This is a genomic window from Streptomyces sp. NPDC046557, assembly GCF_040645975.1.
Taxonomy (GTDB): domain Bacteria; phylum Actinomycetota; class Actinomycetes; order Streptomycetales; family Streptomycetaceae; genus Streptomyces.
In genome coordinates this window covers 128,763-153,457 of record NZ_JBEYZH010000006.1, presented here as the reverse complement: position 1 = coordinate 153,457, position 24,695 = coordinate 128,763, and the positions used below count along the sequence as shown (strand labels likewise).

The following is a 24,695-nucleotide window of genomic DNA, read 5'->3' as shown; positions in this document are numbered from 1 at the left end:
GCCCGGAGTCCGGCCTGTGCTGTGCCAGAAAGGGCGCTTCGTGGCCGATTCCGGCAACCCCAACGAGAAGAACGAGTCCACCGCCGGCGGCGAGGCCGGTGAGTCCTCTTACACCGGCAGCAACATCCAGGTCCTCGAAGGTCTGGACGCGGTCCGCAAGCGGCCCGGCATGTACATCGGCTCGACCGGTGAGCGCGGCCTGCACCACCTCGTCTACGAGGTCGTCGACAACTCCGTCGACGAGGCCCTGGCCGGGCACGCGGACACCATCGACGTCACGATCCTCGCCGACGGCGGCGTGCGCGTGGTCGACAACGGCCGCGGCATCCCCGTCGACATCGTGCCCTCCGAGGGCAAACCGGCGCTGGAGGTCGTGCTGACGGTCCTGCACGCGGGCGGCAAGTTCGGCGGCGGCGGCTACGCCGTCTCCGGCGGTCTGCACGGCGTCGGCGTCTCCGTCGTGAACGCGCTGTCGACGAAGGTCGCGGTCGAGGTCAAGCGGGACGGCTTCCGCTGGAGCCAGGACTACAAGCTCGGCGCCCCGACGGCCCCCCTCGCCAAGAACGAGGAGACCGACCAGCACGGTACGTCGGTCACCTTCTGGGCCGACCCGGACATCTTCGAGACGACCGAGTACTCCTTCGAGACGCTCTCGCGACGCTTCCAGGAGATGGCCTTCCTCAACAAGGGCCTGACCCTGACGCTGACCGACGAGCGCGAGTCCGCCAAGGCGACGGTCGGCGCGGACGACCCGGAGGCGGACGCGGCCGAGCCGACGGCGCGCACGGTGAAGTACTACTACGAGGGCGGCATCGTCGACTTCGTGAAGTACCTCAACTCGCGCAAGGGCGAGCTGATCCACCCGACCGTCATCGACGTCGAGGCCGAGGACAAGGAGCGCATGCTCTCGGTCGAGATCGCGATGCAGTGGAACTCGCAGTACACCGAGGGTGTCTACTCCTTCGCGAACACGATCCACACGCACGAGGGCGGTACCCACGAAGAGGGCTTCCGCGCCGCGCTGACGGGTCTGGTCAACCGTTACGCCCGCGACAAGAAGCTGCTGCGCGAGAAGGACGACAACCTCGCCGGCGAGGACATCCGCGAGGGTCTGACGGCGATCATCTCGGTCAAGCTGGGCGAGCCCCAGTTCGAGGGCCAGACGAAGACCAAGCTGGGCAACACCGAGGCGAAGACCTTCGTCCAGAAGGTGGTCCACGAGCACTTGAACGACTGGTTCGACCGCAACCCGGTCGAGGCGGCGGACATCATCCGCAAGTCGATCCAGGCGGCCACGGCCCGCGTCGCGGCCCGCAAGGCCCGCGACCTCACCCGTCGCAAGGGCCTGCTGGAGAGCGCCTCGCTGCCCGGCAAGCTGTCCGACTGTCAGTCGAACGACCCGACCAAGTGCGAGATCTTCATCGTAGAGGGCGACTCGGCCGGCGGCTCCGCGAAGTCCGGCCGCAACCCGATGTACCAGGCCATCCTGCCGATCCGCGGCAAGATCCTGAACGTCGAGAAGGCCCGTATCGACAAGATCCTCCAGAACACCGAGGTCCAGGCGCTGATCAGTGCCTTCGGAACCGGTGTGCACGAGGACTTCGACATCGAGAAGCTCCGCTATCACAAGATCATCCTGATGGCGGACGCCGACGTCGACGGCCAGCACATCAACACCCTGCTGCTGACCTTCCTCTTCCGCTTCATGCGTCCGCTGGTCGAGGCCGGCCACGTCTACCTGTCGCGCCCCCCGCTGTACAAGATCAAGTGGGGTCGGGACGACTTCGAGTACGCGTACTCGGACCGCGAGCGCGACGCCCTGGTCGAGCACGGCAAGGGGCAGGGCAAGCGGATCAAGGAAGACTCCATCCAGCGCTTCAAGGGTCTGGGCGAGATGAACGCCGAGGAACTGCGCGTCACCACCATGGACGTGGACCACCGCGTGCTCGGCCAGGTCACCCTGGACGACGCCGCGCAGGCCGACGACCTGTTCTCGGTGCTGATGGGTGAGGACGTCGAAGCCCGACGCTCCTTCATCCAGCGCAACGCCAAGGACGTCCGCTTCCTCGACATCTGAGTCGGCTCAGCTGACTGCCTGAAAGGACTTTTGACCAGCAATGGCCGACGAAACCACCCCGACCGCCGAGAACACCGAAGAGGAAGACCAGCCGCAGGTACGTATCGAGCCCGTCGGGCTCGAGACGGAGATGCAGCGCTCCTACCTCGACTACGCGATGTCCGTCATCGTCTCCCGCGCCCTGCCCGACGTACGGGACGGCCTCAAGCCCGTCCACCGTCGCGTGCTGTACGCGATGTACGACGGCGGCTACCGGCCCGAGAAGGGCTTCTACAAGTGCGCCCGCGTCGTCGGCGACGTCATGGGCACCTACCACCCGCACGGCGACTCCTCGATCTACGACGCCCTGGTCCGCCTGGCCCAGCCGTGGTCGATGCGGATGCCGCTGGTGGACAGCAACGGCAACTTCGGCTCGCCGGGCAACGACCCGGCGGCAGCCATGCGCTACACCGAGTGCAAGCTGATGCCGCAGGCCATGGAGATGCTCCGGGACATCGACGAGGAGACCGTCGACCTCACGGACAACTACGACGGCCGCAACCAGGAGCCGACGGTCCTCCCGGCCCGCTTCCCGAACCTGCTGGTCAACGGCAGCGCCGGTATCGCGGTCGGCATGGCCACCAACATCCCGCCGCACAACCTGCGCGAGGTCGCGGCCGGCGCCCAGTGGGCGCTGGAACACCCGGACGCCTCGCACGAGGAGCTCCAGGACGCTCTCATCGAGCGGATCAAGGGCCCCGACTTCCCGTCCGGCGCCCTCGTCGTGGGTCGCAAGGGCATCGAGGAGGCGTACCGGACCGGTCGCGGCTCCATCACGATGCGCGCGGTGGTCGAGGTCGAGGAGATTCAGAACCGCCAGTGCCTGGTGGTCACCGAGCTCCCGTACCAGACCAACCCCGACAACCTCGCGCAGAAGATCGCCGACCTGGTCAAGGACGGAAAGGTCGGCGGTATCGCCGACGTCCGCGACGAGACCTCCTCGCGGACCGGCCAGCGTCTGGTCATCGTCCTCAAGCGGGACGCGGTCGCCAAGGTCGTGCTGAACAATCTGTACAAGCACACCGACCTCCAAACGAATTTCGGCGCGAACATGCTGGCGCTGGTGGACGGGGTGCCGCGCACCCTGTCGATCGACGCGTTCATCCGCCACTGGGTGCAGCATCAGATCGAGGTCATCGTCCGGCGCACCCGTTTCCGCCTGCGCAAGGCGGAGGAGCGCGCCCACATCCTGCGCGGTCTGCTCAAGGCGCTGGACGCGATCGACGAGGTCATCGCGCTGATCCGGCGCAGCAACACGGTCGAGATCGCGCGCGAGGGCCTGATGGGCCTGCTGGAGATCGACGAGATCCAGGCGAACGCGATCCTGGAGATGCAGCTGCGCCGCCTCGCCGCGCTGGAGCGGCAGAAGATCGTCGCCGAGCACGACGAGCTCCAGGCGAAGATCAACGAGTACAACGCGATCCTCGCTTCCGAGGCGCGCCAGCGCTCCATCGTCAGCGAGGAGCTGGCGGCCATCGTCGAGAAGTTCGGCGACGACCGGCGCTCGAAGCTGGTGCCCTTCGACGGTGACATGTCCATCGAGGACCTGATCGCCGAAGAGGACATCGTCGTCACGATCACGCACGGCGGTTACGTCAAGCGCACCAAGACCGAGGACTACCGCTCGCAGAAGCGCGGCGGCAAGGGCGTGCGCGGCACGAAGCTGAAGCAGGACGACCTGGTCGACCACTTCTTCGTGTCCACCACGCACCACTGGCTGCTGTTCTTCACCAACAAGGGCCGGGTCTACCGGTCCAAGGCGTACGAGCTCCCGGACGCCGGTCGCGACGCGCGCGGTCAACACGTCGCGAACCTGCTGGCCTTCCAGCCGGACGAGAAGATCGCCCAGATCCTCGCGATCCGCGACTACGAGGCGGCGCCGTACCTGATCCTGGCCACCAAGGGCGGCCTGGTGAAGAAGACGGCGCTCAAGGACTACGACTCCCCCCGTTCGGGTGGTGTCATCGCCATCAACCTCCGTGAGACGGAAGACGGCAGCGACGACGAGCTGATCGGGGCCGAGTTGGTGTCCGCCGAGGACGACCTGCTGCTCATCAGCAAGAAGGCGCAGTCGATCCGCTTCACCGCGACCGACGAGGCGCTGCGTCCGATGGGCCGTGCCACCTCCGGTGTGAAGGGCATGAGCTTCCGCGGAGGCGACGAGCTGCTCTCCATGAGCGTGGTCCGGCCGGGTACCTTCGTCTTCACCGCGACCGACGGCGGCTACGCCAAGCGGACGCCGGTGGACGAGTACCGCGTCCAGGGCCGTGGTGGTCTGGGCATCAAGGCGGCGAAGATCGTGGAGGACCGCGGTTCGCTCGTCGGCGCACTGGTGGTCGACGAAACGGACGAGATTCTCGCGATCACCCTCAGCGGTGGTGTGATTCGTACGCGCGTCAATGAAGTCCGGGAGACCGGCCGTGACACCATGGGCGTCCAGCTGATCAACCTGGGCAAGCGGGACGCCGTGGTGGGTATCGCGCGCAACGCCGAGGCCGGTCAGGATGCCGACGAGGTCGACGACGAGAACCCGTCGGGGACCGAGGAAGCCGAAGGACAGGCCGTTGAGGCCGCCGAGGGCACGCAGCCTTCGGCTGGGGAGCACGAGGAGTAAGTCGTGAGTGGAGCCACGGGCGCCGGACCGGCCAAGACTGGAGCGAACGGTGCCCGTGGCCCCGCCGCGGACTCGGAAGGCGGAGGCGCCGCCGCGAAGGGCAGGGGGAGCACGGTGACGGAGACCCGAGGGCCGAAGCCGAAGGCCGGCGCGGGCCAGGATCCGGGCGCGCAGCCGTACAAGCCGCCGGCGGCCTACCCGGCGCCCGCGGGCCCGGGCGCGCAGCGGCAGGCGCGTCCGGGGGTCCGTACGGCGCCCCGCACGCGCAAGGCGCGGCTGCGGGTGGCGAAGGTCGACCCCTGGTCGGTGATGAAGGTCAGCTTCCTGCTGTCGATCGCGCTCGGCATCTGCACGGTCGTGGCCGCCGTGGTGCTGTGGATGGTCATGGACGCGATGGGCGTCTTCTCGACCGTCGGCGGCACGATCAGCGAGGCGACCGGGTCCAACGAGAGCAACGGCTTCGACCTCCAGTCGTTCCTGTCGCTGCCGCGCGTACTGATCTTCACTTCGGTGATCGCGGTGATCGACGTGGTGTTGGCGACGGCGCTCGCGACGCTGGGCGCGTTCATCTACAACGTCTCCGCCGGGTTCGTGGGAGGTGTGGAGCTCACGCTCGCCGAGGACGAGTGAGCCTGACTGACCTGCGGGGACGCCCCCGCGGAACGGATTTGGGACCTGCCGGGTCTGTGCGCTAACCTTCAGGAGTCAGCGCGCAGCGCGGATGGGGCTATAGCTCAGTTGGTTAGAGCGCATCCCTGATAAGGATGAGGCCACAGGTTCAAATCCTGTTAGCCCCACAGTGTGGAAGACCCCCGACCGATCATGGTCGGGGGTCTTCGCGTTGTGCGGCCCCGGGGCCCCGGGGCCCCGGGGCTTCGGGTGCGCCGGCCGTAGGGTGTTGTGCATGGACAACGACCCGCAGCCGCAGTCCTTGCACTTCCACCGGGACTATCTCGACGCCGTCCGCACGGGACGGAAGACGACGACCGTGCGCTTTCGGGACCCGGTCGTCGAGGGGCCGGTCGACATGGTCTTCGAGCTGGACGAGGAGCTGGTGCTCCGGGGTGTCGTCACGCGGCTCGCCGCGAAGCCGGTCGGCGAGCTGACCGAGGCGGACGCCGTCGCCGACGGTTTCCGCGACCTCGCGGAGTTGCACGACAGGCTGCGGTACCACTATCCCGCCCTCGCTCCCGCCGATGAGGTCACCGTCGTCCATTTCCGCCTGGCGACGGACGATCGGTGAGGCCCGGGGGCTCTTCGTTAGGCCGGTCGAGTGACGCCGGAGGGGGTACCTCAGATAACCGATCGGTATCGGTCGGTGTGTATTGTTGGCCGTCAGAAGTCCCCAACGTCAACGAAAGACGAGGTCGCGCGGTGAAGAAGCTGCTCCTGGTCGCACTGGCCGCCATCGGCGGGCTCCTCGTGTACCGCCAGATCCAGGCGGACCGCGCCGAGCAGGACCTGTGGACGGAGGCAACGGACTCCGTGCCTTCTGGTTCCGGCGTGTGAGACCCACCGTTTCCCACAAGGCCCCGGCTGCCGCTGCTGCCGGGGCTTTGTGCTGTTCCGGTAGGAAATGTTGCGGTACGCAAAGTTCGGGCTTGCGGGAGTGAATCCGGGGTGTGGGTGCGCATGAGGGGCCGGGTACGGAGAACGGTGCTGGTCGGCGCGGTGGCCGTGGGGCTGGCGGTCGGTGCGCCGGGGATCGGGGCGTCGGGGGCCGCGTTCGCGGCCGGATCCGCGCCGAGGCCGCTGCCGGAGTACCGCGCGGCCGACGGGGCCCGGACGGTGCGGGGCAAACCCTCCAGCGCCGACGCCCCGCTGCTGGAGCCCGGGACGTTCTACGAGGACACCGTCTCCCCCGGCGAACGCTTCTACCGGCTGACCCTCGACGACACGTCCGATGTCTACGTCTCCGCCGTGGTCCGGCCCGCCAAGGGCGCCAAGGTGGGCTACAGCGACGGCATCGAGGTCGAGGTCATGACGAAGGAGGGGCGGCGCTGCCCCAACCCGGGCCGCGCGGGCTTCGGTTACGACCCCGTCCCGATCGCGGCGGCGGCCGTCCGGCGGGTCCGGGAGGACGCCGAATGCCAGGCGGCCGGCATCTACTACGCCAAGGTGACCCGGACCGCGGCCAAGGACTCCGCCCAGGGGCCCTGGCCGGTGGAACTCCTGGTCCGACGCGAGCCCGGCTTGGGCGGCGCCGTGCCCACGGTCGCGCCCAGTGTGTGGCCCTCGGCCTCGCCGACGCTTCCGGGTACGGAAGCGGTGGCCCGTACCGGCGGGACCGGCTTCAACGACGCGCGCGCCCTGGACAGCGGGGTGTGGCGCGACGACCTGCGGCCCGGGCAGACCCGGTACTACCGCGTCCCGCTGGACTGGGGACAGCAGTTGGGGATCGGCGCGGAGATCGCGGCCGCCGAGATGACCAAGCCGTACGGCTCCGCCGCCGGCGGGCTCACCGTCTCGCTGTTCAGCCCGTACCGGGGCCTCGTCGACGCCAAGGACACCTCCTACGACGGGAAGCAGGCGGCCGTCACGCTTCCGAAGACGGCGCCCGTGGCGTACGAGAACCGCTACGGGGACGACGCCGAGGAGCGCGGGACGGGAGTGGCCGGCTGGTACTACCTCGCGGTCACGCTGGGCGGGAAGGTGGCGGAGTTCACGCGGGACGCGACGCCGGTGCCGCTGACGCTGCGGATGGACGTCATCGGCGCCCCGGGGAAGGCGCCCGCGTACCGGGAGAGCCTGGACGCGGCCGGGTTCGGGGTGGGGCCCGCCGACCGGAGCGCCGCGAAGGAGGGGCTCACCGGTCCCGAGGCCGTCGCGGCGGAGGCCGACCGCTCGGTGATGCGGGTGGTGGCGGGCGCGGGCTTCGGCACCGGGGCGCTGTTGCTGCTCGGGCTCGGAGGCTGGTTCCTGCTGGCCCGGCGGAGCGGCGCCGGGAGGCCCGGCGGCTAGATCCGGGTCAGCGCCCAGGCGCCGACCGCGAGGCAGAGCAGGGCTGCGGTGAGGACGGCGGCCGTGACACGGCGCGGGGGCGGGGTGATCCCGCGGCGGCCCCGGGGCGGTCGAGGTGGCGCGGCGGGCGGGGGGAGGTGGAAGCTCCCGGTCTCCGAGGGGCCGTAGCCCACCGGAGGCCCGAACACCGAGTGCGGCGGGGCCGGGGCCGGTGTCGGGGCGCCTTCGGGGGTGACGGCGACCGGGGGCGGCGCGGTCCGCGGTGTCTGTGGAGTGTGGGGCGCTCCAAGTCCTTGGGGCGCTGCCGGACTCCGAGGGGGTTCGGGCCCGAGGGGCCCGAGGGGGCCGAAACCGGCGGGAAGCGGCCCGAGTTGGTCGAACACGTCGACGGGTTCTTCGTCCGGCGGAGTCGGCGGCAGCAGCTCGAAGGCCTCGGCAAGGGCCTTGCGGGCCCCTGTGGCGGTCCGGAACCGCTTCTCCGGGTTCGGGTGCAGAAGGTTCGCGATGACGCCCCACAGGGCCGCGGGGACGCCCTCGGGCGCGACGGGTGTTCCCAGCGTCAGGAAGTGCTCGACGAGCTTCCGGGCATCGGGCCTGCTCCCTTGCAGCAAGTACAGCGCGACCAGACCGACGGCGAAGAGGTCGGCTGGGAAGTCGGGCTCGGCGCCCAGCAATTGTTCGGGTGCGAAGTACCCCGGGGTACCCACGACGACGTGGGTGTCGGTGAGGCGGGGCTCACCCTTGCGCATCGAGATGCCGAAGTCGGACAGCCGCAGGTGTGGTCGGCCCGTCCCGGTCGCCTCCATCAGGATGTTGGCCGGTTTGATGTCGCGGTGGACGACGCCCTCCGCGTGCACCGCCGCCAGCCCCGAGAGGAGCTGGTCGAGCAGGGTGCACACGAAGCGGGGCGGCAGCGGTCCGTAGTCCCCGATCACATGGGCCAGGGAACCGCCGCCGACGAGGTCCATGGTGAACAGGACCTTGTCGTCGTCCGCCGCCCAACTGGCCGGGGCCAGGACGTGGGGGTGATCGATCCGCAGGGCCTGCTCGCGCACGAAGCGCAGCAGGGTGTGGGCGTCACCCTGGAGGAGGACCTTAGCGGCGACGTACCGGCGACGGCGGTGGTCCCAGGTCCGCCAGACGGCGCCGGCGCCGCCCCGTCCGATCGGGTCGACCAGTTCGTACCGGCCGGCGAAGACCTCACCCATCGCTGTGCCCGTCCCCCGTCGTCGCTCGCGTGGTCAGTTCTGGTGGGCCTCGTAGTGGGCGACCGCGTCGGAGGTGCGGCCGGCTCCGTAGACCCGGAGGAACTCGGCGAGTTCCGGATGGCTGGCGGCGAGCGTTTCCGCCGCGTCGATGATGTCGCCGGCCGCGGACACCGACCGCAGCAGGGACTGGATCTCGCGCACGACCCGCTTGACCGTGGGCGCGCCCGAACCGGTGGTCGTCTGACCGCTGTTGCTGAGCACGGAGCCCCCCTGGGTCCGCTTGATCTCGTCCATGCGGCCGGTGGCCTCGGCCGCGCTGACGCTGCCGTCGGCGACCTGGCCGGCGAGGTCCTGGAGCGCTTGCACCCGCTGGACCACGGCCGGATTGCCGATCTTGGCGCGCTGGCCGCTCATCAACTGGGACAACATCGGGGCCGACAGGCCGAGAACGGCAGCGAGGCGGGCCTGGTTCAGCCCCAAGTCGTCTATGAGCCGGCGGAAGAGCGCTCCCAGAGGCTCGCCGTACCAACTGCGCTGGAGCTCCCTGGCTCTGGCGGTGGCCTCTTGCTGTACTGCGTCCACGCTGACAACTCCCCTTCGCTGGTGCGAACCTCGCGAGCATCTTACGGAGCGTGGTCGCGGGGCGGGAGTCCCTATCATTTTGCGGGATGAGGGGGTACACCCGGTACTCTGTTCTGCGGAACGACCACTCCTTCACCGGGGGACGGGCGTATCCGTTTTCGGGGCCTTAGCTCAGTTGGTAGAGCGCTGCCTTTGCAAGGCAGATGTCAGGAGTTCGAATCTCCTAGGCTCCACATTCAGAAGACCCCCTTGACCTGCGGAAACGCTGGTCAAGGGGGTCTTTGTTGTCCGCTGTGGGCGGGTACCGCCCCGGCGGCGGGTGCGGCCGCCCGGGCGGCTGTTTCACGTGAAACATCCCCAGGGCCGGGAGGCGGGCTTCGCGGACCGCTCCGCGCGGACGGCCGCGTCGCCCGGACGGGGCAGTCATCGGGCCGGGGCGCGGATGGTGGCCGAGAGTGGGGTGAGGCACTGTGAGCAGGGGGGCGAAACCACGCCGGAGGCGCACACACCATGGGAATCTTCGACTTCCTGAAGTCCGACAAGAAGAGGCAGGAAGAGGCCGCCGAGAAGGCGAAGGAGCAGGTCGAGCAGCAGACCCCGGCCAGGCCGACGGGGCCCAACGACATGGGCGGGAAGTACACCGACGCCGCTTCGTCCACCAGGGCGGCGGCCGCACCGGCGCCGCCGAAGCCGGCGCCCGGGCACGTGCAGCACAAGACGCCGACCCCGGCCTCGGCCGCGCACAAGGCGGTCCCGGCGGCGCCGAAGCCGCCGTCCGACGCGCAGCGCACCTACATCGTCAAGGCGGGCGACTCCCTCTCCGCGATCGCCCGCCGGGAGCTGGGCAACGAGGGGCGCTGGCGCGAGCTCTACGCCATGAACAAGTCCGTCGTCGGCCCGAACCCGGACATGATCCGTCCGGGGATGGTGCTCATGCTCCCGAGTTGAGCTGAGCTGAGCTGAGCTGAGCTGGGCGGGGCGGGGCGGGGCGGGGCTCGGCCGGACGGGGCGGGGGAGCAGCGGGGCCCGCGGACACGGTGAAGGGGCCCGGATCGGCTGGATCCGGGCCCCTTCACCGTGCTCGCGCGTTCGTCTACGGCTGGTGCGACTCGCCGTTCGAGTTGGCCTCGTTCTCCTTGGCCGCCAGTTCGTCGTCGAAGTCGGCCGGTTCCGCGTCGCGCCCCGACAGCTCCGTGGCGGCCGGCGGCTCCACCAGCCAGTCCGGGTTGGACTGCTGGTCCCACCACTTCCAGGCCGCGTAGGCGGCGCCCACGAGGACACCGGCCACCGCGAAGCCCTTGAGCAGCCGGCCCGCGCGTGCCCGTCGTTCGTGCTTGCGCACCAGCCGCCGCACCTCCTTGGCCGTCACCTGGCCGCGCAGCGCCGCGAGCGCCGCCGCGGACCGTGACGCGGCCTCCTCCGCCATGGGTTGGGCGGCCGCGAGCGCGCTTTCCAGTCGGGGCTGCGTGTAGTCGGCGGCCTGGCGCGCCACCCGGCGCGTCTGGTGCACCGCGGTCGAGGCGGCGCGGTCGACCGGCGGCGGCACGTGCGTCCGCGCGGCCTTGAGCCGCGGGTGCACATGGCTGTCGTAGGTCGTGCGGGCCTGGCGTGCGGCCTCTCCGGCCGCGTACGAGACCTTCGGCGCCAGCCGCTCGTTCGCCTCGTGCGCGTAGTGCACAGCCGCGTCCTTGGCGGTTCCTGCGTACGGCGCCACCACTTCCGCTGCGTGCCGCATGCTCTCCCTGGCGTTCTCGGCTGCCAGGCGCACGCTGTCCTTGCGGGTCACGGGATCCTCCTCCTCGGTGGCGGACACAGTTCACCTTTCCACCCTTTGTCGGATCATGCCTGCCCCGACGCCAACGGGCATGTGTGACAGGGCATACGGGTGGAGGGTTTCTGTGCGCCGGGCCGCACCGTGGGAGGATCGGGAACCACAGTGAGCACGAGGAAGGCAGATCCCGTTGGCCGAGAAGCTCTACGCCACATTGAAGACCAACCACGGCGACATCGAGATCGAGCTGCTGGCGAACTTCGCTCCGAAGACCGTACGGAACTTCGTGGAGCTGGCCACCGGTGAGCGCGAGTGGACCAGGCCGACGGACGGTCAGAAGACCACGGACCCGCTGTACGACGGCACGGTGTTCCACCGCATCATCAGCGGCTTCATGATCCAGGGCGGTGACCCGCTCGGCAACGGCACCGGAGGCCCCGGCTACCAGTTCGCCGACGAGTTCCACCCGGACCTGGCGTTCACCAAGCCGTACCTGGTCGCCATGGCCAACGCCGGCCCGGGCACCAACGGCTCGCAGTTCTTCATCACCGTCGCGCCCACCGCCTGGCTGACCCGAAAGCACACCATCTTCGGCGAGGTGACCGACAAGGCCAGCCAGAAGATCGTGGACGAGATCGCCGCCCTGCCGACCAACCCGCGCACCGAGAGGCCGCAGGACGACGTGATCATCCGCAGTGTGGTCGTCGAGGAGCGCTGACCCCTCCCGGCGCCGCGTCGGGAACCTTTCCGCCCCGCCCGTCCGTCCTCGATACGTACCGTGACCGGACCGGTGGGGCGGCGCCCGCGCCGGTCCCGCCGAAGACCAAGGGGACCGATGGACACCGATCGTCTGCCGGGCTGTTACCGCCACCCGGATCGCGACACGGGGATTCGCTGTGTCCGTTGCGAGCGCCCGATCTGCCCGGAGTGCATGATCAGCGCCTCGGTCGGCTTCCAGTGCCCCGAGTGCGTCCGGGAGGGTTCGGGCACCGGTCACCGTCCCACCGCGAACGCGCCGCGGACCCTGGCGGGCGGCGCGGTCGCCGCCGATCCGCACCTGGTCACCAAGGTCCTGATCGGCCTCAACGTCGCGGTGTTCCTCCTCGCGCAGCTGGTCCCCGGCCTGCCCGTACGGCTGGAGCTGCTCGGCCGCTACGTGGAGTTCTACGGAGCCCCCCTGGAGGGGGTGTCCACCGGTGAGTACCACCGGCTGCTGACGTCGGTGTTCCTGCACACCGAGTGGTGGCACCTGATCGGCAACATGATCGGTCTGTGGGTCCTCGGCGGCCCGCTGGAGGCGGCCCTGGGCCGGGCCCGCTACCTGACCGTGTACCTACTGTCGGGGGTGGGCGGCAGTGCCCTCGTCTATCTGCTGACCGCGCCGAACACGGCGACGCTCGGCGCGTCGGGCGCCGTCTTCGGCCTGCTCGGCGCCACGGCCGTCCTCGCACGCCGGATGCGGTACGAGATGCGACCGGTGCTCGTCATGGTCGCCCTGATGCTGGTGCTGACCTTCGTCCGGGTCGGCGGCATGAGCGTGTCCTGGCAGGCGCACGTGGGCGGCCTGGTGACCGGGGCGCTGGTCACCCTGGGGCTGCTCCTGCCGGGCGCCGGCCGCAAGCGGGCCCTCGTCCAGTGGGGTAGCTGCGTGGCGGTGTTCCTGCTGGCAGTGCTGCTGATCATGATCAGAACGGCCGAGCTGACGGCGCTCGGCTGAGCGCCACCCGAACTGCCGAACCCGCTCACCTGATCACACCGGCGTCAACTCTCCACAGAGTTATCCACAGATCTTCTGCCTTTTCCTCAGGTGTGGATGACGCTGTGGATAACTCATGGGGAGAGCTTCCTTCGGCGGCGGAAGTGCGCTATGTCCGCCGGGCTACTTCCACTGCGTCGAGACGCCGAAGCCCGCCGCGATGAAGCCGAAACCGACCACGATGTTCCAGTTGCCCAGGGATTCGACGGGCAACTGGGTGTCGGTCACATAGAAGACGACGATCCAGGCGAGGCCGATGAGGAAGAACGCCAGCATGACCGGGGCGACCCAGCTGCGGTTCGTCAACCTGATCGCCTGCGGCTGCCGCGTCGGCGGCGGCGTGTAGTCGTCCTTCTTGCGGATACGTGACTTCGGCACGAGGGGCTCTCCTGTCGATGCGCTGGGGACCTTGCCTGCCCCGGGCGTCCGTTAGCGTAGTGGACCTGTGGCGTTGAAGGAGAAGGGTACGTTGAGCGATTCCGACGACTCCTCCGCGGGTCCCCGCCGCCGGCTCCGGCCGGTCCGGCTGCTGACCGCCGCCGTTTTCGCCCTCGCGGGCCTCATCTTCGTCACCAGCTTCAACACGTCCAAGGGTACGAACATCCGCACGGACGCCTCGCTCCTCAAGCTCTCCGACCTCATCCACGAACGCAGCCAGAACAACGGCGAGCTGGAGAAGACCACCGCGGCGGTACGGGCCCAGGTGGACACCCTCGCCGAGCGCGACGACGGGAGCACCAAGGCCGAGGACGCCAAACTGGCCGCCCTGCGCGCCGCCTCCGGCACCGAGGAGATCTCCGGCAAGGGGCTGACGGTCACCCTCAACGACGCTCCCCCGAACGCCGCCCCGCGCATCCCCAACGTGCCCGATCCCCAGCCCAACGACCTGGTCATCCACCAGCAGGACCTCCAGGCCGTGGTGAACGCGCTGTGGCAGGGTGGCGCGAGGGGCATCCAGATCATGGACCAGCGCCTGATCGCCACCAGCGCCGTGCGCTGCGTCGGCAACACGCTGATCCTCCAGGGCCGGGTGTATTCGCCCCCGTACAAGGTCTCGGCGGTCGGCGACCCGGGCGCGTTGCACAAGGCGCTGGCGGCCTCGCCGGCCCTGCAGAACTACCAGCTGTACGTCACCGCGTACGGCCTCGGCTGGAAAGTGGACGAGCACAAGGCGCTGACACTGCCCGGCTACTCCGGCACAGTGGACCTCCACTATGCGAAGCCGGTGGAACCCGCCACGTCCACGCCGACGCCCTGACGCCGTACCGCGCATGCTCGTACGGACGTTCAGTGAGGTGTGCCTGACGGTCGGCACGCTGATCGTGCTGTTCGTGGCGTACCTGCTGCTGTGGACGGGCGTCCGGGCCGACCGTGCCATGGACGGCGAGATGGCCCGGTTGCGCGAGAGCTGGTCGGCCCCCGAACGGCCCGCCGGGCATGCGGCACCGCCCGCACCCGCCCCGACCGCCGCACCCCTCCCGCCCGCCGCCCGGTCACCGCTGACCGACGGGCAGCCCTTCGCCGAGATGTACGTCCCCCGCTTCGGCGCGGACTGGAACAAGCCCGTGCTGGAGGGCACCGGCCCGGACACCCTCGAGAAGGGCCTCGGCCACTACCCGGGCACGGCCCGCCCCGGGGAGACCGGGAACTTCTCGGTGGCCGGGCACCGGCGGACGTACGGGGACCCCTTCAAGGACGTGCCGGAGCTCCGCCCCGGCGACGCCGTGATCGTCAAGGACTCCGCGACCTGGTACACGTACACCGTCCGGGCCGAGCCGTTGCGCATCCTGCCCACCGAGACCGCGGTGCTCGACCCGGTGCCGCGGAGCTCCCCCTTCACCGCCCCCGGCCGGTATCTGACGCTGACCACCTGCGAGCCGGAATGGGGCCACAGCCACCGCCTGGTGGTGTGGGCGGAGCTCACCGGGACCCGGCCGGCCGCCCAGGGTCCGCCGGAGGGATTGCCGAGGTGACCCCCCTCTTACGGCCGCTGGCTTTAGTCTGTTGCGGTACCGCTCCCGCGGTGCGTGGGAGGAACGTGGAACGAGAGGGAAGCAGGCGCGATGTACGGCTGGATCTGGCGGCACCTGCCCGGCAACGCATGGGTTCGCGCGCTGATCTCGCTCGTACTGGTCCTCGCGGTGGTGTTCGTACTGTTCCAGTACGTCTTCCCGTGGGCCGAGCCGCTCCTTCCGTTCAACGACGTGACGGTGGACGAGGGATCGGGAGCTGCTCCGTGAGCGCGCGCATTCTGGTTGTCGACAACTACGACAGCTTTGTCTTCAATCTGGTCCAGTACCTCTACCAGCTCGGCGCCGAGTGCGAGGTGCTGCGCAACGACGAGGTGGAGCTCGCCCACGCCCAGGACGGCTTCGACGGCGTGCTGCTGTCGCCCGGCCCGGGAACCCCGGAGGAGGCGGGCGTCTGCGTCGACATGGTGCGGCACTGCGCCGGCACGGGCGTTCCGGTCTTCGGTGTCTGCCTCGGCATGCAGTCGATGGCCGTCGCCTACGGAGGGGTCGTCGGTCGGGCGCCCGAGCTGCTGCACGGCAAGACCTCGCCGGTGGTGCACGAGGGGCTCGGCGTGTTCGCGGGGCTGCCCTCGCCGTTCACGGCGACCCGCTACCACTCGCTCGCGGCCGAGCCGCTGACCCTGCCCGACGCGCTGGAGGTCACCGCACGCACCGAGGACGGCATCATCATGGGGCTGCGGCACCGGGAGCACGACGTCGAGGGCGTGCAGTTCCATCCCGAGTCCGTGCTCACGGAGTGGGGTCACCGGATGCTCGCGAACTGGCTCGTGCGCTGCGGTGACGCCGGCGCCGTCGAGCGGTCGGTGGGGCTGGCCCCGGTGGTGGGCAAGGCCGTCGCGTGACGACCGTCGCGCCGTCCGCCCCCACGGGGGGCCGGGCCGCGCGGCGCAAGGCGGCACAGGCGGCCGCGAAGCGTACGCACGCGCGGGCGCGCAAGGGGGGCGGCGGACGTCGCCGCGGTCGCCCCCGCTCGGGCGGTCCGCTGGTGGTGATGAGCCGGGCCCTCGGGGAGCTGTTCATCACCGTCGGGGTGGTGATGCTGCTGTTCGTCACCTACCAGCTCTGGTACACCAACGTCCTGGCGGAGCGGACGGCGGACGGGGCCGCGGGCTCGCTGCGGCAGAACTGGGAACACGCGCCCGGCGGGTCGGCCGCGCCGCCGCCGGCGGCCTTCGAGCCCGGCCAGGGCTTCGCGATCCTGCACATCCCGAAGCTGGACGTGAAGGTGCCGGTGGCGGAGGGCGTCAGCAAGACGCAGGTGCTCGACAAGGGGATGGTCGGGCACTACGGCGAGGGACCCCTGAAAACGGCGATGCCGTCCGACGCACAGGGCAACTTCGCACTGGCCGGTCACCGCAACACCCACGGCGAACCGTTCCGCTTCATCAACCGGCTGGTGCCGGGTGACCCGATCGTGGTGGAGACCCGGGACGCGTACTACACCTATGAGATGACCTCCGCGCTGCCGCAGACCTCACCGGCCAACGTGTCGGTGATCAAGCCGGTCCCCGAGGGTTCGGGGTTCACCGGACCCGGCCGGTACATCACGCTGACGACCTGCACGCCGGAGTTCACCAGCACCTACCGGATGATCGTATGGGGCAGGATGACCGACGAACGCCCCCGCAGCAAGGGTGCTCCGCCCGCGCTGACCAGCCCGTAAGGACGAACAAGCAGTGTCACGTGCCGCGCCGCCCCAGAGCCGCAGTGTGCTCGCCGGGTTCCTGAGCCTGCTGGGCGAGCTCCTGATCACCGTGGGCCTGGTGCTGGGCCTGTTCGTGGCGTACTCCCTGTGGTGGACGAACGTGCTCGCGGACCAGCAGGCGTCGGCCCGCGCCGACGAGGTCCGCCGGCAGTGGCAGACCGCCCCGGGAACGAAGGCGCCCGAGGCGCCGGGGGCGCTGGACACCCAGGGGGGCATCGGGTTCCTGCACGTACCGGCGATGGACAACGGCGAGGTGCTGGTCAAGCCGGGCACCTCGCCGGAGGTCCTCAACGACGGTGTCGCCGGGTATTACACCGCGCCGGTGAAGGCGGCCCTGCCGTGGGAGGAGAAGGGCAACTTCACGCTGGCGGCGCACCGCGACGGACACGGGGCGAAGTTCCACGACATCGACAAGGTGAAGAACGGCGACGCGATCGTCTTCGAGACGCGCGACACCTGGTACGTCTACAAGGTCTTCGCGGAGCTGCGCCAGACCTCGAAGTACGACGTGGACGTGATCAATCCGGTCCCCAAGGAGTCGGGCCGGACCGCCCCGGGACGCTACATCACGCTGACGACCTGCACGCCCGTATACACCTCGAAGTACCGGTACGTGGTGTGGGGCGAGCTGGTGCGCACGGAGAAGGTGGACGCCGGGCGCACCTTGCCCGCGGAACTGCGCTGACGGCGACGGCCCGGCCTTCCCGAGGCGGGGAGGGCCGGGCCGTCGCACGGGGCCGGGGTCAGCGGCGGGTGCCGCCCGTGAGGCCGCCGAAGAAGCCTCCGTCCTGGCCCTTGGCGGTGCGGACGTTGACCACCGTGCCGGCGGGGACCGGAGCGCCGACCGGCGGGTTCGAGTCCAGGACCACCGCGTTGTCGTCCGTCGGACCGGCCAGGACCGAGCCGAAGGCCAGGTTGCTCGCCTGGAGGGTCAGCTTGGCCTGGGCCACCGTCTGACCGGTCAGCGGCGGCACCACCGTCGGCGCCGCCGCGGCGGCCTTGGCGACGCTGACGTTGACCGTCGTGCCCTTGGCCAGCTCCTGGCCCGGTGCGTACTGCTGCTGCACGATCGTCTTCGGCGCCGGCGTGGTACCGGGGGGAGGGTCGACCTCGGTGACGCTGCCGAGCTTGAGCTTGGCGTCGGAGAGCAGCTTGGCCGCCGCCTCCTGCGTCTTGCCGGTCAGGTCCGGGACGGTGCCCTTCGCGATCTCCTTCGAGACGGTCAGGGTGACGACCGAACCCTTCTCCGCCGAGACATCGGGCTTGGGGTCCTGCTCCAGGACGATGCCGGGCGACTGGTCGGACTCGACGAGCTTCTTCTCCACCTGGAAGCCCTTGCCCGTCAACGTGGACTCGGCGACCTCGACCTTCAACCGGAACACGTCCGGGACCGCCACCTTGGGCGCGCCCGAGGAGATCTTGACCTTGACCGGGGAGTTCTTGTCGACCTTGGTGTCCGGCGCCGGGCTCTGTTGGCAGACGCGCCCCTTGGGCTGGTCGGCACACTCCATTTCGCCGTCCTGGACCACCGAGAGACCGACGTTCTTACCGCGGTCCTGGGCCGAGGCCAGGGTCTCGCCGGTCAGCTTCGGGACGGAGGGCCGGTTGTCGGCGCCGCCGGTGAACAGGGTGCGGCCGATGAGGATGGCGCCGACCAGGACGAGGACGGCGGCGACGGCCAGCAGGACCGTCGAGGCGCGGCTCTTCTTCTGCGGTCGGCGGCCGTGGCCGCCCTGGTCGTAGCCGCCGTGGCCCTGGTCGCCGTAGCCGTAGCCGCCGTCGCCGGGGGCAGTCGGGGGCATCATCGAGGTCTGGCCGGGGTCGGGGCTGCGCAGGGCGGTGGTGGGCTGGTCGTAGCCCTGGGGGCCGTACCCGTGGCCCTGGTCGCCGTAGCCGTAGCCGACGGCGCCCATGGCGGCGGTCGCGGCGACGGGCTGCCCGTCGAGGCACGCCTCGATGTCGGCGCGCATCTCGTCGGCGGACTGGTAGCGGTAGTCGGGGTCCTTGACCAGCGCCTTGAGGACGATGGCGTCCATCACCGGCGTGATCTCGGGGTCGAAGTTGGACGGCGGCTGCGGTTCCTCGCGCACGTGCTGGTAGGCGACGGCGACCGGGGAGTCGCCCACGAAGGGCGGCCGGACACAGAGGAGCTCATAGAGCAGGCAGCCGGCGGAATAGAGGTCGGAGCGCGCGTCGACCTGCTCGCCCTTGGCCTGCTCGGGAGAGAGGTACTGGGCGGTGCCGATGACGGCGGCGGTCTGCGTCATGGTCATGCCGGAGTCGCCCATGGCGCGGGCGATGCCGAAGTCCATGACCTTGACCTGGCCGGTGCGGGTCAGCATCACGTTGGCGGGCTTGATGTCGCGGTGCACGATGCCGGCGCGGTGCGAGTACTCGAGGGCCTGGAGGATGCCGATGCACATCTCCAGGGTGCGCTCGGGCAGCAGCTTGCGCCCGGAGTGCAGCAGTTCGCGCAGGGTGGACCCGTCGACGTACTCCATCACGATGTACGGGATGGAGATGTTGTCTACGTAGTCCTCGCCGGTGTCGTAGACGGCGACGATCGCCGGGTGGTTGAGCGACGCGGCCGACTGGGCCTCGCGGCGGAACCGGGCCTGGAAGGACGGGTCGCGGGCGAGGTCGGCGCGCAGGGTCTTGACGGCGACGGTACGGCCGAGCCGGGTGTCGTGACCGAGATAGACCTCGGCCATGCCACCACGGCCGAGCACGTGGCTCAGCTCGTACCGGCCGCCGAGGCGACGCGGCTCTTCCATAACTTGCAGCCCTCTCCGTCAGTCCCGACCGCACCTGTGTGTGGTCCGGCGGTGTGCTGTTCGCGCAAAGGCTACCGGCCGATCGGAGGTGATCGTCTCGTGACCACAGGCTGATACGAGACCGGTACCGAGCGCTCGGATCCTGTCTTCGTTTCTCATCCCTTGGTCTTCAGCACGGCTTCCATGACCGCCTTGGCGACGGGCGCGGCCAGACCGCCACCGGTGATGTCCTCACGGCTGGCGTCACTGTCCTCGACGACGACGGCGACCGCCACGGGGGAGGAACCGTTGGGGAGCTTGGCGTAGGAGATGAACCAGGCGTACGGGCGCTTGGCGTTCTTCTCGCCGTGCTGGGCGGTACCGGTCTTGCCGCCGACGATCACGTTGTCGATCTTGGCCGGGGTGCCGGTGCCCTTCTCGACGACGTTGACCATCATCTGCTGGACCTTCTGCGCGGTCGCGGCGGAGACGGGCCGGCTCATCTCCTGCGGCTCGTGCTTCTCGATCACGTCCAGGTTGGGCGCGGTCAGGTTGTCGACCATGTACGGCTTCATCAGCTTGCCGTCGTTGGCGATCGCGGCGGTCACCATGGCCATCTGGAGCGGGGTCGCGGCCGTGTTGAACTGGCCGATGGAGCTCTGTGCGTTGCCGTCCCGGCCCATGGTCTTGTCGTAGACGCTGGCGAAGGCGCGCACGGGGGTGTCGATGGTGCTGTTGAACCCGAACTTCTGGGCCATGTCGACCATCTTGTCGCGGCCGACCTTGTCGCCCATGTTCGCGAAGACCGAGTTGCAGGAGACCTGCAGCGCGAAGTTCAGGCTCGCCTTCTCGCAGCCGGTGGCGTGGTTGACCATCGGGGTCTTGGTGCCCGGCAGGATGTACGGCTCGGGGGTGTCCGTGGGCGCGTCGATGTCGGTGACGACGCCGTTCTCCAGTGCGGCGGAGGCCGTGACGACCTTGAAGGTGGAGCCCGGCGGGTAGGTCTCGCGCAGGGCGCGGTTGACGAGGTTCTTGTCCTCGCTGTTGTTCAGGTCGCGCCACGCCTTCCCGTCGTCCTTCGAGAAACCGGCGAAGCTGGACGGGTCGTAGGACGGCGTGCTGACCAGGGCGAGGATGGCTCCGGTGCTCGGGTCGATCGCCGCGACGGCGCCCTTCTTGGTGCCGAGCTGCTGGTAGGCGGCCTTCTGCGCGGCGGCGTTCAGCGTGGTGACGACGTTGCCGCCCTGCTTCTTCTCGCCGGTGAACATGCCGATGGTGCGGTCGAAGAAGAGCCGGTCGTCGTTGCCGGTGAGGATGCCGTCGTCGATGTTCTCCAGCTGCGTGGAGCCGAACGCCTGCGAGGCGTAGCCGGTGACGGGCGCCCACAGGGGGCCGTCGGTATAGGTCCGCTTGAACTTGAAGTCGCTGCCGTCGGTGACCTTGGAGCCGGTGATGGGCTGGCCCTGGACGATGATGTTGCCGCGTTCGGTGGCGTACTGGGCGATCTGGACCCGGCGGTTTTCCTTGCGGGTGCTGAGTTCCTCGGCCTGGACGTACTGCAGCCAGTTCGTACGGATCAGCAGCGCGAGGACGAGCAGCCCGCAGAACAGCGAGATGCGGCGCAGGGGCTTGTTCATGACGGGCGGACCACCTGGGTCATCTCGGAGTCGGGGGACGGGGCGGGAGCCGGGGCCGGGCGGCGCGCGGTGTCGCTGATCCGGATCAGGATGGCGATGAGCACCCAGTTCGCGAGGACGGAGGAACCGCCGGAGGCGAGGAAGGGCATGGTCATGCCGGTGAGGGGGATGAGGCCCATGACTCCGCCTGCGACGACGAAGATCTGCAGGGAGAACGCGCCGGAGAGGCCGATGGCGAACAGCTTGCCGAACGGGTCGCGGGCGGCGAGGGCGGTGCGGACACCGCGCTCGATGATCAGGCCGTAGAGCAGGAGGAAGGCCATGACGCCGCAGAGCCCGAGCTCCTCGCCGACGGTGGAGAAGATGAAGTCGGAGTTGGCGGCGAAGCCGATCAGGTCCGAATTGCCCTGTCCCCAGCCCGTGCCGAGGACCCCACCGGAACCGAAGCTCATGATGGACTGGCCGACCTGCTCGCAGGCGCCGGACTTGCTGTAGCAGGCGAACGGGTCGAGCCAGGCGGTGACGCGGACCTTGACATGGCTGGCGGTGGTGCCGACGACGACGGCGCCGCCGACCGACATGAGCAGACCGATCACGATCCAACTGGTGCGCTCTGTGGCCACGTAGAGCATGATCACGAACATGCCGAAGAAGAGCAGCGACGTACCCAGGTCGTTCTCGAAGATCAGCACGAGCAGGCTCATCGCCCAGATCATCAGGATCGGACCGAGGTCGCGGCCACGCGGCAGGTAGAGGCCCATGAAGCGGCGGCTGGCGAGGGCCAGGGCGTCGCGCTTCACCATCAGGTAGCCGGCGAAGAAGATCGCGATCACGATCTTCGCGAACTCGCCGGGCTGGATGGAGAAACCGCCGACGCTGATCCAGATCTTGGCGCCGAAGACGTCGGCGCCCAGGCCCGGGACGACGGGCAGGATCAGCAGGACCAGCGAGGCGGCCATGGAGATGTACGTGAACCGCTGGAGCACGCGGTGGTCCTTCAGGACCAGCAACACCACCGCGAAGAGGGCGAGGGCGAGCGCCGTGTACATCATCTGCCGGGGCGCGGACTCGGTGAACGTGCCGAACTGGCGCTTGGCGAGGTTCTGGAGCCGCTCGGACTGGTCGAGCCGGTAGATGATCACGAGCCCGAGCCCGTTGAGCAGCGTGGCGATCGGCAGCAGCAACGGGTCGGCGTACTTGGCGTAGCGGCGTACGACGAGGTGCGCCAGACCGGCGAGCACGCCGAGGCCGAGCCCGTAGGTGAGCATGCCCGGGGGCAGCTTGCCGTTGATCGACAGGCCCACGTTGGCGTAGGCGAAGATCGGGATGACCACGGCGAAGGCGAGCAGCAGGAGCTCGGTGTTCCGCCGGCTCGGCAGCTCGATCGCGCCGATGGTGGTCGTGTTGGTGACAACGCTCATGGTGTGGCAGGCCCCCTGCGCCCGCGTGTGGCTACGGCTTTTCGCACTGGGCGGCCAGCTGCTGCTCCGCCGGAGTCAGGCTGGGGCCGGGTGTCGGGCTGTTCTGCGCCTCGGCGGCGCGGCGGGCTTCGTCCTTCTTGCAGGCGGACACCTGGGCGCCGAGCTCGTCGATCTTCTTGCGGGCTGTCTCGAGGCTGCCTTCGCCGATGGTGGCCTCGACCTGCTTGCGCTTGAAGGACGGCAGGTACTTCAGTTCGATGTCGGGGTGGTCGGTCTCCACCTGCGAGAGGTGGATCCAGGCGAGGTTCTGGCTGATGCCGCGGTACAGCGCGACATGCCCGTCCTTGACGCCGACATAGAACTGGGTCTGGGTCCAGCGGTGTCCGGCGTACACGCCGCCGCCGATCACACCCGCGACGAGGAGCAGGATCAGGGTCCTGGTGGTCCACTTGCGCCCTTTGCCGCGGCGCCTGCGGGGCTTGTCGTACGTGTCCTCGTAGTCGGAGTCGGAGTCGTAGGCGCCGCTGTCGGCGTCGCCGAAACCGCCGTACCCGCCGCCCTGGCCCTGGTCGGGGTATCCGTAGCCGGGGTGGCCGCCGCTGCCGGGCGGCCCGAAGGCGCCGGCGGGCGGGGCGGCCGGGCGGCCGAGCCCGGAGGCGCGGCCGGCCGGGGTCTGCATGGCGTTGCCGTCGAAGAGCTGGTGCTGGTTCTCGGCGACCGCGCCGACGACGACCGGGGTGTCGTTGAGCTGGGCGGCGAGGGTGTCGCCGCTGTCGGTGTCGAGGACGTCGGCCACGATGCACGTGATGTTGTCGGGGCCGCCGCCGCGCAGGGCGAGCTGGATCAGGGACTGCACGGTCTCGTGCGGACCGTGGTAGTCGGCGAGGGTCTCCTCCAGCGTCTGGTGGGAGACGACGCCGGACAGCCCGTCGGAGCAGATCAGGTAGCGGTCGCCGGGCCGGACCTCGCGGATGGAGAGGTCCGGTTCGACGATGTCGCCGCTGCCGAGGGCCCGCATGAGCAGCGAGCGCTGCGGGTGGGTGGTGGCTTCCTCTTCCGTGATGCGGCCCTCGTCGACGAGGCGCTGCACCCAGGTGTGGTCCTGGGTGATCTGCGTGAGGACGCCGTCGCGCAGCAGGTAGGCACGGGAGTCGCCGACGTGGACGAGGCCGAGGCGCTGGCCGGTCCACAGCAGGGCGGTCAGGGTGGTGCCCATGCCCTCCAGCTGTGGGTCCTCCTCGACCATGACGCGCAACTGGTCGTTGGCGCGCTGCACGGCGACGCTGAGGGCGGTGAGGATGTCGGAGCCCGGGACGTCGTCGTCGAGCTGCACGAGAGTAGAGATCACCTCGGAGCTGGCGACCTCGCCGGCGGCCTGGCCACCCATGCCGTCGGCGATCGCGAGCAGGCGGGGGCCGGCGTAACCGGAGTCCTCGTTGCCTTCGCGGATCATGCCCTTGTGCGATCCGGCGGCGAACCGCAGGGACAGACTCATGCGCACCTGCCCTGTCGACGCTGCCTCCGGGTACAACCGGTCTCGAGCCACACTGCCCACCCTCCGGTCGGGAGCGCGCTCGGGTCCGTGTCCCCGATGGGACGGACCGCCGCGGCTCGCTCGCTCCGCTCGCTCATTCTCGTACTACTTCCGCAGCTCGATGACGGTCTTGCCGATGCGGATCGGGGCGCCCGGCGGGATGGGCGTCGGGGTGGTCAGCCGGGTCCGGTCGAGATAGGTGCCGTTGGTGGACCCGAGATCCTCGACGATCCACTGGCCGTCGGTGTCGGGGTAGATCCTGGCATGACGGCTGGACGCGTAGTCGTCGTCCAGCACGATCGTGGAGTCGTGGGCGCGGCCCAGGGTGATCGTCTGCCCCGAGAGGGCGACCGTGGTTCCCGTGAGGGTGCCCTCGGACACGACGAGTTTGGTGGGCGCCCCACGGCGCTGCCGCTGCTGCGGGGGCGTCGTGGGGCGCCCCGTCTGCTGCGGGGCACCGCCCGCGCCGCCGCGGCGGGAGCCGCGTTGCGTGACTCTCGTTCCGAAGAGGTCACTGCGGATGACCTGGACGGCCACGATGACGAACAGCCACAGAACGGCCAGGAAACCCAACCGCATGACCGTCAGGGTCAGCTCTGACATT

At 69.7% G+C, this 24,695-nt stretch carries 23 protein-coding genes, 2 tRNA genes and 1 pseudogene; 17 read left to right on the top strand and 9 right to left on the bottom strand.

Annotation, left to right across the window (positions count from 1 at the left end; translation table 11 throughout):
• The first annotated feature begins 16 nt into the window (after window positions 1-16).
• From gyrB to ABZ934_RS15415, 7 genes are all read left to right on the top strand, one after another.
• The gene (gyrB, locus tag ABZ934_RS15445; protein ID WP_361312839.1) at window positions 17-2,077 is read left to right on the top strand and encodes a DNA topoisomerase (ATP-hydrolyzing) subunit B; all 2,061 of its coding nucleotides are present in this window, start codon (window positions 17-19) and stop codon (window positions 2,075-2,077) included.
• A 40-nt stretch (window positions 2,078-2,117) separates the two neighbouring features.
• A complete protein-coding gene (gene gyrA, locus ABZ934_RS15440) occupies window positions 2,118-4,730 on the top strand; it encodes a DNA gyrase subunit A (protein WP_361312838.1) in 2,613 nt (870 codons plus the stop codon).
• 3 nt (window positions 4,731-4,733) lie between these two features.
• Window positions 4,734-5,360 carry a DUF3566 domain-containing protein gene (locus ABZ934_RS15435; protein ID WP_361312836.1) on the top strand — a complete coding sequence of 209 codons (627 nt, stop codon included), beginning with the start codon at window positions 4,734-4,736 and terminating at the stop codon, window positions 5,358-5,360.
• 93 nt (window positions 5,361-5,453) lie between these two features.
• Window positions 5,454-5,527 (top strand) — tRNA-Ile (locus tag ABZ934_RS15430).
• Window positions 5,528-5,634: 107 nt separating this feature from the next.
• On the top strand, window positions 5,635-5,973 hold the full coding sequence (locus tag ABZ934_RS15425) for an ASCH domain-containing protein (RefSeq protein WP_361312834.1): 339 nt from the start codon (window positions 5,635-5,637) through the stop codon (window positions 5,971-5,973).
• Between the two features lie 131 nt (window positions 5,974-6,104).
• A complete protein-coding gene (locus tag ABZ934_RS15420; protein ID WP_208809277.1) occupies window positions 6,105-6,239 on the top strand; it encodes a DLW-39 family protein in 135 nt (44 codons plus the stop codon).
• Window positions 6,240-6,362: 123 nt separating this feature from the next.
• On the top strand, window positions 6,363-7,691 hold the full coding sequence (locus tag ABZ934_RS15415) for a hypothetical protein (protein WP_361312832.1): 1,329 nt from the start codon (window positions 6,363-6,365) through the stop codon (window positions 7,689-7,691).
• On the opposite strand, the gene ABZ934_RS15410 is transcribed toward ABZ934_RS15415, so the two are convergent.
• Both ABZ934_RS15410 and ABZ934_RS15405 read right to left on the bottom strand, forming a co-directional pair.
• Entirely contained in the window at window positions 7,688-8,899 is a 1,212-nt protein-coding gene (locus tag ABZ934_RS15410; RefSeq protein ID WP_361312830.1) for a serine/threonine-protein kinase, read from the bottom strand. The two genes, ABZ934_RS15415 and ABZ934_RS15410, sit on opposite strands and share 4 nt — an antisense overlap.
• Window positions 8,900-8,932: 33 nt before the next feature.
• Window positions 8,933-9,481, bottom strand: coding sequence for a DNA-binding protein (locus tag ABZ934_RS15405; RefSeq protein WP_361312829.1), 549 nt, complete (start codon window positions 9,479-9,481; stop codon window positions 8,933-8,935).
• 160 nt (window positions 9,482-9,641) lie between these two features.
• Between ABZ934_RS15405 and ABZ934_RS15400 the strand changes: the two genes are divergently transcribed.
• Both ABZ934_RS15400 and ABZ934_RS15395 read left to right on the top strand, forming a co-directional pair.
• Window positions 9,642-9,714 (top strand) — tRNA-Ala (locus tag ABZ934_RS15400).
• A 277-nt stretch (window positions 9,715-9,991) separates the two neighbouring features.
• A complete protein-coding gene (locus ABZ934_RS15395) occupies window positions 9,992-10,429 on the top strand; it encodes a LysM peptidoglycan-binding domain-containing protein (protein WP_361312828.1) in 438 nt (145 codons plus the stop codon).
• Window positions 10,430-10,574: 145 nt separating this feature from the next.
• Here ABZ934_RS15395 and ABZ934_RS15390 read toward each other — a convergent pair whose 3' ends face one another.
• Entirely contained in the window at window positions 10,575-11,267 is a 693-nt protein-coding gene (locus ABZ934_RS15390) for a DUF5324 family protein (protein WP_361312826.1), read from the bottom strand.
• Between the two features lie 175 nt (window positions 11,268-11,442).
• On the opposite strand from ABZ934_RS15390, the gene ABZ934_RS15385 reads away from it, so the two are divergent.
• Together ABZ934_RS15385 and ABZ934_RS15380 are read left to right on the top strand one after the other, a co-directional pair.
• A complete protein-coding gene (locus tag ABZ934_RS15385) occupies window positions 11,443-11,970 on the top strand; it encodes a peptidylprolyl isomerase (RefSeq protein WP_361312824.1) in 528 nt (175 codons plus the stop codon).
• A gap of 117 nt (window positions 11,971-12,087) precedes the next feature.
• Complete coding sequence (locus ABZ934_RS15380) at window positions 12,088-12,969, top strand: rhomboid family intramembrane serine protease (RefSeq protein WP_361312823.1); 882 nt, start codon at window positions 12,088-12,090, stop codon at window positions 12,967-12,969.
• 162 nt (window positions 12,970-13,131) lie between these two features.
• Here ABZ934_RS15380 and crgA read toward each other — a convergent pair whose 3' ends face one another.
• Window positions 13,132-13,386, bottom strand: coding sequence for a cell division protein CrgA (gene crgA, locus ABZ934_RS15375; RefSeq protein ID WP_136210290.1), 255 nt, complete (start codon window positions 13,384-13,386; stop codon window positions 13,132-13,134).
• A 91-nt stretch (window positions 13,387-13,477) separates the two neighbouring features.
• Here crgA and ABZ934_RS15370 point away from each other — a divergent pair, with 91 nt between their 5' ends.
• From ABZ934_RS15370 to ABZ934_RS15345, 6 genes and pseudogenes are all read left to right on the top strand, one after another.
• A complete protein-coding gene (locus ABZ934_RS15370; protein WP_361312821.1) occupies window positions 13,478-14,266 on the top strand; it encodes a DUF881 domain-containing protein in 789 nt (262 codons plus the stop codon).
• A 13-nt stretch (window positions 14,267-14,279) separates the two neighbouring features.
• The gene (locus tag ABZ934_RS15365; RefSeq protein WP_361312820.1) at window positions 14,280-14,981 is read left to right on the top strand and encodes a class E sortase; all 702 of its coding nucleotides are present in this window, start codon (window positions 14,280-14,282) and stop codon (window positions 14,979-14,981) included.
• A gap of 90 nt (window positions 14,982-15,071) precedes the next feature.
• Entirely contained in the window at window positions 15,072-15,248 is a 177-nt protein-coding gene (locus ABZ934_RS15360) for a hypothetical protein (protein ID WP_361312818.1), read from the top strand.
• Window positions 15,245-15,883: an aminodeoxychorismate/anthranilate synthase component II gene (locus ABZ934_RS15355; protein ID WP_361312817.1), complete on the top strand. Its 639-nt coding sequence runs from the start codon at window positions 15,245-15,247 to the stop codon at window positions 15,881-15,883. Before ABZ934_RS15360 ends, ABZ934_RS15355 begins: the two co-directional genes overlap by 4 nt.
• 17 nt (window positions 15,884-15,900) lie before the next feature.
• Window positions 15,901-16,704, top strand: a pseudogene (locus tag ABZ934_RS15350) (class E sortase); the annotation flags it as partial.
• Window positions 16,705-16,717: 13 nt separating this feature from the next.
• Window positions 16,718-17,431 (top strand): class E sortase, encoded by a 714-nt coding sequence (locus ABZ934_RS15345; RefSeq protein ID WP_361312816.1) that lies wholly within the window; start codon window positions 16,718-16,720, stop codon window positions 17,429-17,431.
• Window positions 17,432-17,489: 58 nt separating this feature from the next.
• On the opposite strand, the gene pknB is transcribed toward ABZ934_RS15345, so the two are convergent.
• From pknB to ABZ934_RS15320, 5 genes are all read right to left on the bottom strand, one after another.
• Window positions 17,490-19,520, bottom strand: a complete 2,031-nt coding sequence (gene pknB, locus ABZ934_RS15340) for a Stk1 family PASTA domain-containing Ser/Thr kinase (protein ID WP_361312814.1) — start codon at window positions 19,518-19,520, stop codon at window positions 17,490-17,492.
• A gap of 155 nt (window positions 19,521-19,675) precedes the next feature.
• Entirely contained in the window at window positions 19,676-21,136 is a 1,461-nt protein-coding gene (locus ABZ934_RS15335; RefSeq protein ID WP_361312813.1) for a penicillin-binding transpeptidase domain-containing protein, read from the bottom strand.
• Window positions 21,133-22,557 carry an FtsW/RodA/SpoVE family cell cycle protein gene (locus ABZ934_RS15330; RefSeq protein ID WP_361312812.1) on the bottom strand — a complete coding sequence of 475 codons (1,425 nt, stop codon included), beginning with the start codon at window positions 22,555-22,557 and terminating at the stop codon, window positions 21,133-21,135. The genes ABZ934_RS15335 and ABZ934_RS15330 overlap by 4 nt, the downstream gene beginning before the upstream one ends.
• 31 nt (window positions 22,558-22,588) lie before the next feature.
• Window positions 22,589-24,052: a PP2C family serine/threonine-protein phosphatase gene (locus ABZ934_RS15325; protein WP_361312810.1), complete on the bottom strand. Its 1,464-nt coding sequence runs from the start codon at window positions 24,050-24,052 to the stop codon at window positions 22,589-22,591.
• A 144-nt stretch (window positions 24,053-24,196) separates the two neighbouring features.
• Window positions 24,197-24,694, bottom strand: coding sequence for an FHA domain-containing protein (locus ABZ934_RS15320; protein ID WP_361312809.1), 498 nt, complete (start codon window positions 24,692-24,694; stop codon window positions 24,197-24,199).
• Window position 24,695 lies beyond the last annotated feature (1 nt).